This window comes from Haemophilus haemolyticus (assembly GCF_003351405.1).
Classification (GTDB): Bacteria; Pseudomonadota; Gammaproteobacteria; order Enterobacterales; family Pasteurellaceae; genus Haemophilus; species Haemophilus haemolyticus_N.
The window spans coordinates 996747-1012188 of the sequence record NZ_CP031240.1; the positions used below are offsets into that span (position 1 = coordinate 996747).

General features: G+C 39.0%; 15 protein-coding genes, 1 pseudogene and 1 riboswitch. Of the genes and pseudogenes, 10 read left to right on the forward strand and 6 right to left on the reverse strand.

Features of this window, described 5'->3' with window-relative positions; translation table 11 throughout:
- Positions 1 to 9 precede the first annotated feature (9 nt).
- From DV427_RS05025 to efp, 3 genes are all read right to left on the reverse strand, one after another.
- Positions 10 to 747, reverse strand: coding sequence for an ABC transporter permease (locus DV427_RS05025; RefSeq protein ID WP_114891518.1), 738 nt, complete (start codon positions 745 to 747; stop codon positions 10 to 12).
- A complete protein-coding gene (locus DV427_RS05030) occupies positions 744 to 1469 on the reverse strand; it encodes an ABC transporter ATP-binding protein (RefSeq protein ID WP_114891519.1) in 726 nt (241 codons plus the stop codon). Before DV427_RS05030 ends, DV427_RS05025 begins: the two co-directional genes overlap by 4 nt.
- A 74-nt stretch (positions 1470 to 1543) precedes the next feature.
- Positions 1544 to 1635, reverse strand: a riboswitch (TPP riboswitch).
- Positions 1636 to 1850: 215 nt separating this feature from the next.
- Positions 1851 to 2417: an elongation factor P gene (efp, locus tag DV427_RS05035; protein WP_005635150.1), complete on the reverse strand. Its 567-nt coding sequence runs from the start codon at positions 2415 to 2417 to the stop codon at positions 1851 to 1853.
- A gap of 37 nt (positions 2418 to 2454) precedes the next feature.
- Between efp and epmB the strand changes: the two are divergent.
- The 4 genes and pseudogenes from epmB (at position 2455) to recO (ending at position 6047) form a co-directional block, all read left to right on the forward strand.
- A pseudogene (epmB, locus tag DV427_RS05040) lies at positions 2455 to 3440 on the forward strand (EF-P beta-lysylation protein EpmB).
- Between the two features lie 84 nt (positions 3441 to 3524).
- A complete protein-coding gene (gene oapA / locus DV427_RS05045) occupies positions 3525 to 4883 on the forward strand; it encodes an opacity-associated protein OapA (RefSeq protein WP_114891520.1) in 1359 nt (452 codons plus the stop codon).
- A 46-nt stretch (positions 4884 to 4929) separates the two neighbouring features.
- The gene (locus DV427_RS05050; protein ID WP_114891521.1) at positions 4930 to 5334 is read left to right on the forward strand and encodes an Opacity-associated protein OapB; all 405 of its coding nucleotides are present in this window, start codon (positions 4930 to 4932) and stop codon (positions 5332 to 5334) included.
- Between the two features lie 2 nt (positions 5335 to 5336).
- Positions 5337 to 6047, forward strand: a complete 711-nt coding sequence (recO, locus tag DV427_RS05055) for a DNA repair protein RecO (protein WP_114891522.1) — start codon at positions 5337 to 5339, stop codon at positions 6045 to 6047.
- A gap of 53 nt (positions 6048 to 6100) precedes the next feature.
- Here the strand turns inward: recO and DV427_RS05060 are convergent, their stop codons facing one another.
- Together DV427_RS05060 and DV427_RS05065 are read right to left on the reverse strand one after the other, a co-directional pair.
- Complete coding sequence (locus tag DV427_RS05060) at positions 6101 to 6394, reverse strand: hypothetical protein (RefSeq protein ID WP_114891523.1); 294 nt, start codon at positions 6392 to 6394, stop codon at positions 6101 to 6103.
- Between the two features lie 4 nt (positions 6395 to 6398).
- Positions 6399 to 6764: an SEL1-like repeat protein gene (locus DV427_RS05065; protein WP_114891524.1), complete on the reverse strand. Its 366-nt coding sequence runs from the start codon at positions 6762 to 6764 to the stop codon at positions 6399 to 6401.
- Between the two features lie 319 nt (positions 6765 to 7083).
- Here DV427_RS05065 and rlmD point away from each other — a divergent pair, with 319 nt between their 5' ends.
- The 6 genes from rlmD (at position 7084) to DV427_RS05095 (ending at position 13142) form a co-directional block, all read left to right on the forward strand.
- Positions 7084 to 8400, forward strand: coding sequence for a 23S rRNA (uracil(1939)-C(5))-methyltransferase RlmD (gene rlmD, locus DV427_RS05070; RefSeq protein ID WP_114891525.1), 1317 nt, complete (start codon positions 7084 to 7086; stop codon positions 8398 to 8400).
- A 77-nt stretch (positions 8401 to 8477) separates the two neighbouring features.
- Positions 8478 to 10709: a GTP diphosphokinase gene (gene relA / locus DV427_RS05075; RefSeq protein ID WP_114891526.1), complete on the forward strand. Its 2232-nt coding sequence runs from the start codon at positions 8478 to 8480 to the stop codon at positions 10707 to 10709.
- A gap of 14 nt (positions 10710 to 10723) precedes the next feature.
- Positions 10724 to 11080, forward strand: coding sequence for a diacylglycerol kinase (locus tag DV427_RS05080; RefSeq protein WP_005627042.1), 357 nt, complete (start codon positions 10724 to 10726; stop codon positions 11078 to 11080).
- An 82-nt stretch (positions 11081 to 11162) separates the two neighbouring features.
- The gene (mog, locus tag DV427_RS05085) at positions 11163 to 11756 is read left to right on the forward strand and encodes a molybdopterin adenylyltransferase (RefSeq protein ID WP_114891527.1); all 594 of its coding nucleotides are present in this window, start codon (positions 11163 to 11165) and stop codon (positions 11754 to 11756) included.
- A gap of 1 nt (position 11757) precedes the next feature.
- Positions 11758 to 12096, forward strand: a complete 339-nt coding sequence (gene glnB / locus DV427_RS05090) for a nitrogen regulatory protein P-II (protein WP_005635169.1) — start codon at positions 11758 to 11760, stop codon at positions 12094 to 12096.
- Positions 12096 to 13142, forward strand: a complete 1047-nt coding sequence (locus DV427_RS05095) for an AI-2E family transporter (protein WP_114891528.1) — start codon at positions 12096 to 12098, stop codon at positions 13140 to 13142. Before glnB ends, DV427_RS05095 begins: the two co-directional genes overlap by 1 nt.
- 39 nt (positions 13143 to 13181) lie before the next feature.
- On the opposite strand, the gene priA is transcribed toward DV427_RS05095, so the two are convergent.
- Positions 13182 to 15374, reverse strand: coding sequence for a primosomal protein N' (gene priA / locus DV427_RS05100; protein WP_114891529.1), 2193 nt, complete (start codon positions 15372 to 15374; stop codon positions 13182 to 13184).
- Between the last annotated feature and the right edge of the window lie 68 nt (positions 15375 to 15442).

Genomic DNA, 15442 nt, shown 5'->3' on the forward strand with positions numbered 1-15442 from the left:
CATGAAGTGTTAAACGTGCCAAATAAAACGGCGTAGTAGCCAATCAATGCTGAAATATAAGCAAAGCGAAATCGCCACTAAGATCAGCAACGCAGCGAACATTAAATCCACCTGCATACGAGCATTGGCGTGGATCATTAAATAGCCAAGCCCTTCTGATGACCCTACCCATTCTCCAATTACAGCACCAATTGGTGCGACTGAAACAGCAATTCGAAAGCCTGATGCAAATGCAGGTAATGCGGCAGGCAAGCGTACTTTGAGTAATAAACGCAAAGGGGAAGGTTTGAACGTTTTAGCGAGATCGAGCCAAGCTTTAGGCGTGTTGCGTAAGCCATCGTAACAAGCTGCAGTTACGGGGAAATAGATAATGAGAATAGCCATAACAATTTTTGATGGCATTCCATAACCTAGCCAAAGTACGAGTATCGGAGCGATAGCAAAAACAGGAATTGCTTGAGAAATCACTAAAACTGGTAACAGTAAGGACGATGTTTTAGGCGAAAAAGAGAGTAATAGGGCTGATGACAATCCAAAAATAAAACCCAGTAGCAGCCCTAAGCCAATTTCAATTAAGGTGATTTGTGTATGTTGCCAAAGCAGTTCTGAATGAGAAGTTAATTGCAGCCATACAGCTTGTGGAGAAGGAAATATGTAATGGGGAAAATCACCGAATACGTCAATAAGTTGCCAAAGACACAGCAATATAATTCCAATAAAGAGCGGTTTAAGAAGGTTAAGTTTCATCTTTTTCCCTCTAATAACTCGTTCAATAATTGCTGTTGAAGCATCCACAAATTTTCTTGGTTAAGTTCTCTTGGTGCTTTACCTTCAGGTTTTATAACATCGGATAATGCTGCTTGATTAGGCTGTAGTGAGCGTAATACAAAAATACGCTGGCTTAAGCGCAATGCTTCTTGAGGATCATGAGTAACTAATAACACTGATTTATTTTTTAATAGTTCATAGGCCAAGTTTTGTAATTGGTAACGACTAATCGCGTCAAGGGCAGAGAAAGGTTCATCAAGTAAAACTAAGTCAGCGTTTTGCATTAATACTCGAGCGAGCGCCACTCTTTGTTTTTGCCCTCCAGATAATTGAGCACAGTTTTTATGCAGATGCTCTGACATACCCACTTGTTCAAGTAGTGCTTTTGCTTGAAGAGTTGTTTTTGCAGATTTATTTCCAAATAGTACGTTTTCTAATTGGACGTTATCAACAATTGAAAGCCAAGGATAAAGGGTATCTTTTTGTGGTATCCATGCCACTCGAATATTAGGATGAAAGATGATATTGCCTTGAATTTTCCCTTGTGTATCAAGCCCTGCAATTAATCTTAAAAGCGTTGATTTACCTACACCAGAGCAGCCAAGTAAGCTCACCCATTCATTAGGCAAAAGCGTTAAATCAAGGTGTTTAAATAGTACCTGCTTACCAAAAGCAAGACTAAGATCCTGAATATGCACCATAGCATTAACCTAAGGATTAATGACTAAAGGTAACGACAGAAAAGGAATGAAAATAGGTATGAAGAATGAGAAAGTATTTTGGCATATTAGTTTCCTACGTCAGTGCTAACTGTTTCAGGTTCACGGGTATCATCTCAGCCATCTTGTGGCACCCCGACTAAAAGTAGGAAAAATTCTATACTGCAATGAAAAATAAAACAAGGCTGAATTTTATTGGCTTTGGTTTCTAATTTTTTAGAAAAACTAAATTTATAAAAAATGCCTTTCCGATTTTATTCTTCGGAAAGGCATTGAAATTGAATGCGGCTTTATCCATTTTAGATATTTACACTATTTCTAAATAATACCGTGGAAATTAACCGCACTTTTTTATCTAAATGATTATTTTACGCGAGATACGTATTCGCCAGAACGAGTATCGACTTTGATTACTTCACCGATTTGAACGAAAAGAGGTACTTTTACTACTGCGCCGGTGCTTAATGTCGCTGGTTTACCGCCAGTACCAGCTGTATCGCCTTTAAGACCTGGGTCTGTATCGACGATTTCTAATTCAACAAAGTTTGGTGGAGTAACAGTAATTGGTGCACCATTCCATAAAGTCACGATACAATCTGCTTGGTCTAATAACCATTTTTCTGCATCACCTACAGCTTTTGCATCTGCAGAGTATTGTTCAAATGTTTCTGGGTGCATGAAGTACCAGAATGCATCATCTTTGTATGAATAAGTTAAGTTAAGATCCATAACATCAGCAGCTTCAACCGAAGTACCAGATTTGAAGTTTACGTCTAATACTTTGCCTGAAATTAATTTACGAATACGAGTACGGGTGAAAGCTTGACCTTTACCTGGTTTTACGAATTCATTTTCAACGATTACGCAAGGTTCACCGTCTTGCATAAATTTTAGACCTGGTTTGAAATCACTGGTAGTATATGTAGCCATATTTTTAATATCCTAAAAATTAGAGATGGTTTGAAAAGTGCGTATTTTAACCCAAGAACCCGTCATTAGAGAAGAACAAAATTGGCTCACAATTCTAAAAAATGCGATTTCAGATCCTAAATTATTGCTAAAAGCCTTAAATTTACCAGAAGATGATTTTGAGCAATCCATTGCTGCGCGGAAACTTTTTTCGCTTCGCGTACCACAACCTTTCATTGATAAAATAGAAAAAGGTAATCCGCAAGATCCCCTTTTCTTGCAAGTGATGTGTTCTGATCTAGAGTTTGTACAAGCCGAAGGATTTAGTACGGATCCATTAGAAGAAAAAAATGCCAATGCCGTGCCGAACATTCTTCATAAATATCAAAACCGCTTGCTCTTTATGGCGAAGGGCGGTTGTGCGGTGAATTGTCGTTATTGCTTCCGCCGACATTTCCCTTACGATGAAAACCCAGGAAATAAAAAAAGCTGGCAGCTGGCATTAGATTACATTGCTGATCATCCTGAAATTGAAGAAGTGATTTTTTCAGGTGGCGATCCTTTAATGGCGAAAGATCATGAGTTAGCGTGGTTAATAAAACATTTGGAAAATATACCGCACTTACAACGTTTGCGTATTCACACCCGTTTGCCTGTTGTGATTCCGCAACGGATTACTGATGAATTCTGCACTTTATTAGCCGAAACTCGTTTGCAAACAGTTATGGTGACACACATTAATCACCCAAATGAAATTGATCAAATTTTTGCTAATGCGATGCAAAAATTAAAAGCCGTGAATGTCACGCTTTTGAATCAATCCGTTTTGCTAAAAGGCGTGAATGATGACGCACAAATTCAGGAATTTTGCCTTATTACTTGCATTTGCTAGATAAAGTGCAAGGGGCGAGCCATTTTTTGATTAGCGATATCGAGGCTATGCAAATTTATAAAACCTTGCAATCTCTTACATCTGGCTATCTTGTTCCCAAACTCGCACGAGAAATTGCTGGCGAACCAAATAAGACTTTATACGCGGAATAAGATCCGATAAAATATCGCGTAATTTTTTCGCCGCACTTCCGCGGCTAATTAACATGAATAACAACAAGTATCAGGAGTAATCCAGTGGATTCTATGAATAAAAATCAAAATGAACAATCATCTCAAGATGAATTAGATTTAGGTCTTAATCAAGTTGAACCAATTACACCAAAGAAAGTGGTGCAACCAAGTGAGTCAATTTTTGATAAAGCAAAAGGTTTATTTGCTAAAAAAGATCATGTAGAAACAAATTTTCATGAGCGTAAAGAGCCCACTTTTGGGCATACTCCTGCTCAAGAAAGTGCGCCTTTTATTTCTAGCGAAACATTGAGAACAGAGCAAGAGCCAGTTATCCAGACTGTATCTGCAGAAGAGACAATATCTGCTGTTGAAGAAGAAATTAAAACTGAAACTATTGCTATAGAAACTGTTGAGCAAGCGGAAAAACGCACTTTAAGCCAACCGGAAAAATGGAAAGTGTTGCAAGTATTACCGGCAAAACATCGCCGTTTATTTATGGCTATTTTGGCGTTGGTCATTTTATTAATTATTTTCTTTGCATTAAAACCAAGTTCTGACACCGTTGAGTCTTTCACTCAATCTAACAGCAATGAAATCCCAGTGCAGTTCCAATCTTTAGATCAAAATCAACCAGTTGAAACCACGATTTTAGATAATCCTCCTGCACAAAATCAGATGGCTGCAGAGCAAGCTAACCAACCTGAAAATGCGCCAAAAGCAGATGAATCAGCTAATAGTGCGACCGCTCAAAATCAACCTGCAGAAAACATGGCTGCGCCACAAAACATGGTTGCGTCACAAAATATGGCTCAAGCTCCAGTTCAAACCTCAAATACAATGGATTCAGCTTCAGCTAATCCTATGCAAGTAGCTCAACCTGAGCAACCACAAACTCAAGCTCAAGTGGAACAGACAAAAGCACCAACTGTTGTAGCGCCAGTTCAACCGGTGAAAAAAGTAGTAGAACAACAAGTTGCGCATAAAGATATTGCGAAAAAAGAAATGAAAGTTGCTGAAAAAACACATGTACCAGCAAAAGCAACTGAACAAAGCGTCGCTAAAACAGCGGGAAAAGCACCAATTGTTGAAGCAAAACCGATTCAAGTTAAAAAAGAAGTTAAAGTTCAAATTGTTGATGCAAAACCTGCAACGAAAACAGCTGCACCAACTGCATCGTCGAAAACATTAACTGTGCCTAAAGGCGTTTCTCTTATGCAAGTATTCCGTGACAATCAACTTAATATTTCGGATGTTAATGCAATGAGTAAAGCAGCGGGTGCAGGCAATGTTTTAAGTAGCTTTAAACCAGGTGATAAAGTTGTGGTATCCGTAAATAGCCAAGGGCGAGTAAATGAAATGCGTTTATCTAACGGTACGCGATTTGTTCGTCAGTCTGACGGTTCTTATGAATATAAAAAATAATTTTAGGGCGAGCAATCGCCCATTTTTCTTTTTCAAGTAGGATTTTATGTTTAAAAAAACGTTTCTAATTTTAACCGCACTTTGCCTAGTAGGTTGTGCTCAAAGTGGTTTACCAAAGAAGACAGAGCCGCAAAAGATGCAGGTGGAAAAAGTAGATAAGGCTTTGCAAAAAGGTGAGGCTAAGGTTTATTTGTGTAAAGATGACAAGCAAGTTCGTATTGTTCATTCCACTCAAAAAAAACGTAAAAAATCATTGCATCACATTACGGTGACTTTCAATTCTATGTCAGAAAAATTGACATTAATGATTTCTGAGCGCGGTAAAAATTACGGCAATATTCGTTGGACATGGCAAGAGCGCGATGATTTTAGTGTGCTAAAAACTAATTTAGGTGAAATTTTAGCGGAACAATGTGTATTACAACCTGTAGAGCGTTTATCCGGAAATTAATTGTGCAAACCGAACTCCAACGTGGCTTTATTCTTCATCGTCGTCCTTATAGTGAAACGAGTCTTTTAGTGGATTTGTTTACTGAAGAAAGTGGTCGCCTAACCGTGATCGCCAAGGGCGCACGAGCAAAGCGTTCATCTTGGAAGTCGGTCTTGCAACCTTTCACACCTTTATTGCTGCGTTGGACGGGAAAAAGCTCATTGAAAACCCTCACTAAAGCAGAACCCGCCGCAATAACACTTCCTTTACAACAAACCGCACTTTATAGCGGTTTTTATGTGAATGAGTTACTGACTCGCGTTATTGAGTCTGAAACGCCAAATCCTGCGCTGTTTCAACATTATTTAAAATGCTTAACAGGCTTGGCAACGGAAACCAACGTTGAGCCAACTTTGCGTCTTTTTGAATTTCAACTTTTACAAATTCTCGGTTATGGCGTGGATTTTTTGCATTGTGCAGGGTCTGGCGAGCCAGTGGATTGCACAATGACATATCGTTATCGTGAGGAAAAAGGTTTCATCGCTTCTTTAGTGAAAGATAATCTCACTTTTTACGGAAGAGATTTGTTAGCCTTTGAAGCTCTCGATTTTTCCGATGAGGCGGTTCGTCAAGCGGCAAAACGTTTTACTCGTATTGCACTTAAACCTTATCTTGGCGATAAACCGCTAAAAAGCCGAGAATTATTTTCACAGCACATTCTCTTGTTAAAATGATTTTTTAAAAATGTAAAGCAAAAATAAAGGCAAACAATGTTTGCCTATGATGTTTATTTTAAACCGTTTTCACTTACTCCCGCTTTTGTGCTAAAAAATAATCCGGCAAAGCCGAAAACAAAGAAACTTATTGCAGAGTAATATGCTAACTGAATGCAATTTAAGATAGGCATATTTTCATTATTAAATGTAAGAACATCACCTAAGGTAAAAGCATATCCAACACTTAATGACAAAAGTACGATAATTTTTCCAATTGTTCTTTCTATATTCATTACTTTTAATCCAAATAATGCAATAAAAGGTAAAGCTATAAGAATTACAGAACTAATAAATAGATCATTCATTTTACTATTTCTTAATTTTTTCTAACACTTCGCAACTATCAGAATCGCCATTTTTACAAGCTTTTTGAAACCATAATATTGATTTCTTTTTGTTCTTCTTAGCGAAATAACTATAGCCGAGGACAGCTTGAGCCCCTGCAATCACATGTTGGTTAAATTCTTTAATAGGTGTGTTTGCTACAGGTTCAGCATATTCTATAGCTTTAGAATAATTACCTGCACCCATTTCAAGAGCTGCCTGCTTTACGCGCCCACTCATTGCTACTTGTATGTTTGATTGTTCAAGAGTTAATTCATAAGAGTAAGTAGATAAACTCATTAATGATAAACCGAGTAATGTTGTAGTAACAGTTATTTTAAACTTGTTCATTTTTCATTCCTTTTTATAGAAAATTTCTTAGCAAGATGTTTTGTGTTATCTCTGTAAAGAGATAACACTAGTAAGTATACTTACTGGAAAATTGGCTATAAAAAGAGTATAAAAAACAGCGATTACTGGCTTATATAAAGATGGAAATATCACTAGTGGTACAGTAAATGCGGTTGCCACTTACACCTTTTCTTATCAGTGATTTACTCTAAATAAAAATTATGCCAATATTTGCGGGATCAAAGTATCAAATGGGATATCAATGAATCACAATTCTGTAATGTGTATACTTAACTAATTTGGCGTAATTCTTCAAACAATGGTTCTTCTTTATACCCCAAAGCAAAAAACAAACAATGTTCAAACCATTACGGCTGATATTCTTGATTTAGATTATCAAGGTTTAGGCGTGGCGAAAATTAATGGTAAAACTTGGTTTATTGAAAATGCACTTCCGCACGAAAAAGTGGAATGTCGTATTCTGGAGGATAAACGCCAATATGGACACGCCATTGCAAAAAAATGGTTAGTAAAAAGTTCTGAACGTTTAGCACCTAAATGTGCTCATTTTATGCGTTGTGGTGGTTGCCAAGGACAACATATTCCTATTGAAATGCAGAGAAAAGCGAAAGAATCCGCATTGTTTAAACGATTAAGCAAATTACAGTCAGAGCCGATTTCATTTGAACCTATGATTTGTGACGATGCTTGGGCGTATCGTCGTCGTGTACGTTTGAGTTTATGGTTTAACCCGAGCTCAAAACAAATCGAGATGGGCTTTCGTCAGAAAAATACCAACGATTTAATTACTGTTCAATCTTGCGAAGTGGCAGAACCTACAATTAATTATTTACTGCCTAAATTAACCGCACTTTTAGAACAATTCTCTGCGCCGAAACAGCTTGGACATATTGAACTTGTGGTGGCCGATAATGGCATCGCAATGTTGTTACGTTACACCAAAAAACTTTCGGAAATTGACCGCACTTTATTGCTTAAATTTGCTGAACAAGAAAATTTAATGCTGTTTTTACAAAGCGATGAAGGCATTGAACAAAACTATGGCGATTCACCTTATTATCAATTTTCTGATGGAATAAAATTACATTTTGATATTCGTGATTTTATCCAAGTAAATCGTGCATTAAATGAACGTATGGTGAATACCGCGTTGGATTGGCTTGAATTGAACCAACAGGATTGCGTGTTAGATTTATTTTGCGGTATGGGAAATTTTACGCTTCCTCTCGCCAAACGCGTGAAAAGTGCGGTAGGAATTGAAGGTGTTTTTGAAATGGTACAAAAAGCGGAGCAAAATGCCGCAAGAAACCAAATCAAGAATATTGAATTTTTCCAAGCCGATCTTGACCAATCCTTTGTTGAACAACCTTGGTCACATCAGTCATTCAATAAAATTTTGCTTGATCCTCCACGTAGTGGCGCAGCTTTCGCGTTAAATGCGTTATGCGAGCTGAAAGCTGAGAAAATTTTATATGTGTCTTGTAATCCTGCAACATTAGTGCGTGATGCGGAAATTTTACGTGATTTTGGCTACAAGATTGAAAAAAGTGCGGTGATAGATATGTTCCCTCATACGGGGCATTTGGAATCGATCACGTTATTCACTACAAAATAACTCGGTTATTCGGTACAATATCCACCCAAAATAAAAGCGACAGGAAGTTGCTTGCTCTTCATCAACAAGGGGGTGTTATGGTTGCTGTTCGTGGTTCTCATTTGTTAAATCCGCAGGATTTTGTGATTGAACAATGGTGCGCTGGCTTAAAACTGGCAGAACAAACAGAAAAAAGTTTGATCGATGCGTGGTATTACGCACGTGACTTAATGAGCACCCATCCCGATGAAATGAAGAATGCTACCTTGATTCTCCAGTCTGGAGTGGAAATGGTAGAAATTTTGCACGAACTTAATATGGATGCGGAAACATTGCTTACTGCCATGTTGTTTCCTATCGTTGCAAATAAATTAACAGACTGGGACAGTCTAAAAGAAAAGTTTGGTGCGAAAATCACTAAATTGCTTAAAGGCGTGTTGGAGATGGATAACATCCGTCAACTCAATGCTAGCCATTCCGCTAACGCCCTGCAAGTGGATAATGTTCGCCGTATGTTGTTGGCGATGGTGGACGATTTCCGCTGTGTAATCATCAAACTTGCCGAACGCATTACTTTCTTACGTGATGCAGAGCATCGTTGTGCAGAGGAAGACAAAGTCCTTGCCGCCAAAGAATGTTCTTATATTTATGCCCCTCTTGCCAATCGTCTTGGGATTGGTCAGTTGAAATGGGAGTTAGAAGATTACTGCTTCCGTTATCTCCATCCTGAACAATATCGCGCTATTGCTAAATTATTGCAGGAACGTCGTCTTGATCGTGAACATTACATTGCTGATTTCGTTAGAGAGTTGAGCGGTTATTTACGCGAAAATATCGAGCAAGTAGAAGTCTATGGTCGTCCGAAACATATTTACAGCATTTGGCGCAAAATGCAGAAAAAGCATCTTGAGTTTAGCGGTTTATATGATGTAAGAGCGGTCAGAATTATCGTGCAAAAGTTGCAAGATTGTTATACTGCACTTGGGATTGTTCATACTCAATTTAAACACTTACCCAAAGAATTTGACGATTATGTCGCTAACCCTAAACCGAACGGCTATCAATCTATTCATACTGTTGTTTTAGGTAAAGGTGGCAAGCCAATTGAAGTGCAAATTCGAACTCAACAAATGCATGATGATGCAGAGTTAGGGGTGGCGGCTCACTGGAAATATAAAGAAGGCAATACAGGCAGTATGTCTGCCTATGAAGAAAAAATTGCATGGTTGCGCAAATTGCTAGCTTGGCAAGATGATATTACGGATTCTGGCGAAGTGATGGCAGAGTTGCGTAGCCAAGTGTTTGATGACCGCGTGTATGTGTTTACGCCGAAAGGTGAGGTGGTAGATTTGCCAACGGGATCTACACCATTAGATTTTGCTTATGCAATTCATAGTGAAATTGGTCATCGCTGCATCGGGGCAAAAGTAGCGGGACGTATTGTGCCATTTACCTATCAGCTACAAATGGGTGATCAAATTGATATTATTACCCAGAAAAATCCGAACCCGAGCCGTGACTGGCTAAACCCAAATTTAGGATTTACTCACACGGCAAAATCTCGAGCCAAAATTCAAGCGTGGTTTAAAAAACAAGATCGCGATAAAAATATTCCAGCGGGTAAAGAATTACTCGATAATGAATTAGCGCGTTTAAATTTAAGTATTAAGCAAGTGGAACCTTATGCGTTACCACGCTATAACTTGAAAAATTTGGACGATCTTTATGCGGGCATTGGCAGTGGCGATATTCGTTTAAATAACTTAATCAATTTCTTGCAAAGCAAATTGATTAAAGTGACCACTGAAGAAGCTGATCAGGAAATTTTACGCCATGTTGCTAACAAAAGTGCGGTGAATTCTCAGCTGAAATCTGAGAAAAAAAATGGCTACGTGATTGTGGAAGGTGTGGGCAATCTTATGCATCATATTGCACGTTGCTGCCAGCCCATTCCTGGTGATGCGATTGTTGGTTATATCACAATGGGGCGTGGTATTTCTATTCACCGAGCGGATTGTGAACAGTTCTTGGATTTACAAGCAGCTCATCCAGAGCGAGTTGTGGAATCTATTTGGGGCGAAAATTACGCAAGTGGGTTTCATATTAATATCCGTATTGTGGCTGGCGATCGCAATGGCTTATTGCGTGATATTACGACGGTTCTGGCAAATGAAAAAATTAGCGTATTGGGGGTCTCAAGCCGTGCTGATACCAAAAAACAGCTTGCTACCATTGATATGGAAATTGAACTCCATAATGTTGAAAGTTTAAGTAAAATATTGGCTCGATTAGCAAAATTAGATGATGTTATCGAAGCGAAACGTTTATAAAAATAGGAAAATTTATGTATAAAACGACGGGGCTAACCCATTTAATCAATTCCACTAAATATTCATTACAAGGCTTAAAAAGTGCGTTTAAAAATGAAACGGCTTTTCGCCACGAATGTTTTTTAGCCTGTATTTTAATTCCTCTTGCTTTCTTTTTAGGCGAAACAAAAATTGAAATTATCTTGATGATTTCTTCTGTTTTGCTTGTGATGGCATTAGAACTTTTAAACAGTGCGGTAGAGGCAGTTGTTGATCGCATTGGTACAGAACGCCATGAACTTTCAGGACGTGCGAAAGATCAAGGTTCTGCATCGGTATTTATTGCTCTTTGTATTGTCGGTATCGTTTGGGGCGGAATTTTATTCTTCTAGCCCTTCAAAAGTGCGGTAAGTTTTTACCGTATTTTTGATTTATCCAATCACGTCAAAATCATTTATAAAAATAAGGAAAAATATGACCGCACTTTTAAAAATTGGTCTGGTGTCTGTTTCTGATCGCGCATCAGCAGGTGTATATCAAGATCAAGGCATTCCAGAATTACAGGCTTGGTTAGAACAAGCACTTGTTGATCCTTTCCATTTGGAAACAAGATTAATCCCCGATGAACAACCGATTATTGAACAAACATTAAAAGATCTGGTGGATAAACAAGGTTGTCATTTAGTGCTGACAACTGGTGGGACAGGGCCTGCAAAACGCGATGTAACGCCTGATGCTACTCTTGCAGTCTCTGATCGAGAAATGCCGGGTTTTGGCGAACAAATGCGCCAAGTGAGTTTGCATTTTGTGCCTACTGCAATTTTATCTCGTCAAGTGGGTGTGATTCGTAAGGAAAGCCTGATTTTAAATCTTCCGGGTCAGCCTAAAGCGATTAAAGAGACCTTGGAAGGCGTGAAAGATAAAGAAGGAAATGTGCTTGTAAAAGGTATTTTTAGTGCAGTGCCTTATTGTTTGCAACTGATTAACGGCTTGTATATTGATACCAAGCCTGAAATCATTGAAAGTTTCCGTCCTAAATCAGCAAGACGCGAAAATCTGGAGAAATAGCATGAAAAAAATCGAAGCAATGATTAAACCCTTTAAATTAGATGATGTGCGAGAAAGTCTTTCAGATATTGGTATTTCAGGTATGACAATTACGGAAGTACGCGGATTTGGTCGACAAAAAGGTCATACAGAACTTTATCGTGGGGCGGAATATATGGTGGACTTTCTGCCGAAGGTGAAATTGGAAGTGGTAGTTCCTGATGAGCTTGTGGATCAATGTATTGAAGCTATTATTGAAACGGCACAAACAGGCAAAATCGGTGACGGCAAAATTTTTGTTTATAACGTTGAGCGAGCGATCCGGATTCGCACGGGCGAAGAAAACGAGGAGGCGATTTAGTGAAAAATAATTTAAATTTACACCACACTTTGCTTAGCATTGCTTCGGTGATTATTATCTTAGCTGGCGTAGCATTGGCGGCAGAAATTGTGGTGCCATTCTTGCTATCGCTATTTATCGCGATAATTTGTTCACCGATGATTAAGGCGATGATGCAACGCCGAATTCCTCATTGGTTGGCCATTACTTTGCTTTTCGTCTTGATTTCTTTGGTGTTTTTCTTCTTAGTCGGACTGATTAACAGCACGGCAAGAGAATTTACCCAATCAATTCCACAATATAAAGTTTTGCTTTCACAACGCGTGAGTGATTTAACTGGATTGTTGCAAGGTTTCAATCTGCCTTTCACGCTTTCGCGTGAAACCATCCAAGAAAATTTTGACCCAAGCATCATTATGAATTTTGTGAGCCGAGTATTGTTGAATTTCTCTGGTGTGGTGAGTAATGTGTTTGTTTTGGTGTTGGTCGTGATTTTTATGCTTGCTGAAGCACCAACGATGAAACATAAATTTGCTATGGTGATTAGTTCCACCCCTCATGATGCCGCTAAAGAAGAACGCCATATTGATCGCGTTTTACAAGGCGTAATTGGTTATCTTGGCATTAAAAGTATCACCAGCTTGCTGACTGGCGTTGGTATTTTTATTTTGTTGGAAGCCTGTGGGGTTCAATATGCCATTTTGTGGGCAACCTTGAATTTCTTGCTGAATTATATTCCCAATATCGGTTCTATTATTGCGGCTATTCCAATTATCGTGCAAGCCTTATTACTAAATGGTTTTGGTGTTGGCTTTGGCGTGGCAATCGGTGTTATTGCGATCAATATGGTTGTCGGTAACATTATTGAGCCTAAAATGATGGGTGAGCGATTAGGGCTTTCAACCTTAGTGGTGTTCCTTTCATTATTGTTTTGGGGATGGCTGCTTGGAACCGTGGGAATGCTACTGTCTGTCCCTCTGACAATGGCGTTAAAAATTGCTTTGGAGTCCAGTCCCAATACGGCAAAATATGCCTGTCTATTGGGGGATGTTGAAGATTTCAAATAGGTTTTATAGAGAAAGTGCGGTGAATTTTCACCGCATTTTTTATGATAAGTCTTGCGGATCAACATCCAAAATTAACCGCACTTGGCTGTTTTTTTCAAGTTCGGCTTGTTGATATTCTCTCAATGCTTTTTGCAACGTCATTCTTGACGGATGTTGCAATAATAACTGCCAGCGATATTGCCCCGCTTTTTTGCTGAACGGTGCAGGCATAGGGCCAAGCATTTGCAATCCCGCAATTTGCTTCGATTGAAAAAAATCTGCAATCTGGCTTAAGCAATTTTCTGCAAGATCAGAATGTCGAGCCTGTGCTTTGAATAACGCCTGAAAAGTGAAAGGTGGCAATCCCATTGAATGGCGTAATTGTAAGGTTTCTTTTGCAAAAGCTTGGTAGCCATTTGCTAATAACGTGGTAAGCAAAGGATGATCAGGATAATGTGTTTGTAGCACCACTTCACCTTGTTTATCGGCACGTCCAGCACGTCCAGCAACTTGAATATAAAGTTGAGCTAAACGTTCTTCTGCACGAAAATCCAGTGAAAATAATGCACTATCTACATTCACTAAGGCAACGAGAGTAACATTCGGAAAATGATGTCCTTTAGCAAGCATTTGTGTGCCAATCAAAATTTGGCTTTTGCCTTGTTGAATATCTTCTAAATAACCTTCCAATTTTCCTTTACGCGAAGTGCTATCGCGGTCGATTCGAGCAACAGAATAATGAGGAAATAGCATTTTCAAGGTTTCTTCTAATTGTTCCGTGCCGAGACCTGTAGTGACTAAATGAGTCGAGCCGCAATCACCACATTGTCTAGGAATAGTTTTCTGAGCGCCACAATGATGACAACGCAATACATTTTGATGCTGATGATAGGTATAAGGTTTTTCACAATGAGGGCATTGTGCAATCCAACCACATTCATGGCAAAGCAATACGGGCGCGAAGCCACGACGATTTAAGAAAAGCAACACTTGATTGCCTTTTTCGAGGTGAGCTTTCATCCGTTCTAATAAGGGTTTTGAAAGCCCGTTTTGTATGTTTTGATTTTTCAAATCAACAACGAAATGACGAAGTGCGGTGGAATTCCCCGCTCTTTTTGATAAAACTAAATGTTGGTATTTGCCGTTTTGTACATTATTAATACTTTCTAAACTTGGCGTGGCGGAACCCATTAATACGGCAATATCTAGTTTTTGAGCTAGAACAATAGCCAGGTCTCGCGCGTGATAACGCCAGCTGTCTTGCTGTTTGTAAGATGCGTCGTGTTCTTCGTCCAAAATAATTGCACCAAGATTAGAAAATTGCGTGAACAATGCCGATCTCGTGCCAATCACAATGGCACTTTGTCCCGAACGCGCACGATCCCATACATAAAGCCGTTGCGTATCGGTTAAATTAGAATGAAGAACATCAATTTCTACGTTGAAACGTGCGTTGAAACGGCGCACCGTTTGTGGAGTTAGCCCGATTTCGGGTACAAGCACCAATATTTGTTTACCCGATTTTAAAATTTCTTCAATATACTGCAGATAAATTTCTGTTTTGCCTGAACCAGTCACCCCATCGAGCAGCCATACGTTGAAACCAGAATGAAAGAGCAATTGACTAAACGCTAAGGCTTGCTGCTTATTTAAGGTTAAACGATTTTCAGCATTGACAATTGGGTTATCGCCTAAGCTTTGTTGCCAGCTTAGGGGCTTTGTTTGGATAGTAATTTCTTCAATAAACCCTTTGGCTTTTAAGGCTGACCAAATGGCAGAGGAAAAATCATTATTGCCTTTTTCAAGATCGGTTTCAGATAAGCATTGTAGAGCTTCAGCTTGCTTTTTCGAGCGTTTTAACAGACCTTGTTCAAGGGCATTTTTCCCCGCATCTGTAATTCGCCAAAAAGTGCGGTCATTTTTCACCGCACTTTCGCCGTTACGCAATTTCACAGGCAAGGCTTGAAATAACACATCGCCTAATCCCGCTTGATAATAATTTGCTGCCCAATGAAGCCAATCCCAATAAATTGGGGTAAAGAGCGGTGCTAAATCTAATGGTTGAAGAATGGCTTTGAGCTTATCCTCTGGCACGTCCGATTTTGTCGGAAAATCAGCCACAAGCGCTATGCGTTTTTGCGTACCAAAAGGCACAAGAACACGCATACCGATTTGTAATGAAACATCATCGGGGACGAGATAATTAAATAAACGAGGAAGCGGCACAGCCAGTGCCACTCGGATAATTTTCATAATCAACCTTGGGAAAAAATTTGCCCTATTATACGAGAAAAACGTGTATAATCGCCGCCAATTTTTTT

Coding starts and splice junctions, on each gene's coding strand:
- DV427_RS05025 (WP_114891518.1), bottom strand. CDS start 747: ATGAAACTTAACCTTCTTAAACCGCTCTTTATTGGAATTATATTGCTG.
- DV427_RS05030 (WP_114891519.1), bottom strand. CDS start 1,469: ATGGTGCATATTCAGGATCTTAGTCTTGCTTTTGGTAAGCAGGTACTA.
- efp (WP_005635150.1), bottom strand. CDS start 2,417: ATGGCTACATATACTACCAGTGATTTCAAACCAGGTCTAAAATTTATG.
- DV427_RS05050 (WP_114891521.1), top strand. CDS start 4,930: ATGTTTAAAAAAACGTTTCTAATTTTAACCGCACTTTGCCTAGTAGGT.
- DV427_RS05060 (WP_114891523.1), bottom strand. CDS start 6,394: ATGAATGATCTATTTATTAGTTCTGTAATTCTTATAGCTTTACCTTTT.
- DV427_RS05065 (WP_114891524.1), bottom strand. CDS start 6,764: ATGAACAAGTTTAAAATAACTGTTACTACAACATTACTCGGTTTATCA.
- rlmD (WP_114891525.1), top strand. CDS start 7,084: ATGGTTCTTCTTTATACCCCAAAGCAAAAAACAAACAATGTTCAAACC.
- relA (WP_114891526.1), top strand. CDS start 8,478: ATGGTTGCTGTTCGTGGTTCTCATTTGTTAAATCCGCAGGATTTTGTG.
- DV427_RS05080 (WP_005627042.1), top strand. CDS start 10,724: ATGTATAAAACGACGGGGCTAACCCATTTAATCAATTCCACTAAATAT.
- mog (WP_114891527.1), top strand. CDS start 11,163: ATGACCGCACTTTTAAAAATTGGTCTGGTGTCTGTTTCTGATCGCGCA.
- glnB (WP_005635169.1), top strand. CDS start 11,758: ATGAAAAAAATCGAAGCAATGATTAAACCCTTTAAATTAGATGATGTG.
- priA (WP_114891529.1), bottom strand. CDS start 15,374: ATGAAAATTATCCGAGTGGCACTGGCTGTGCCGCTTCCTCGTTTATTT.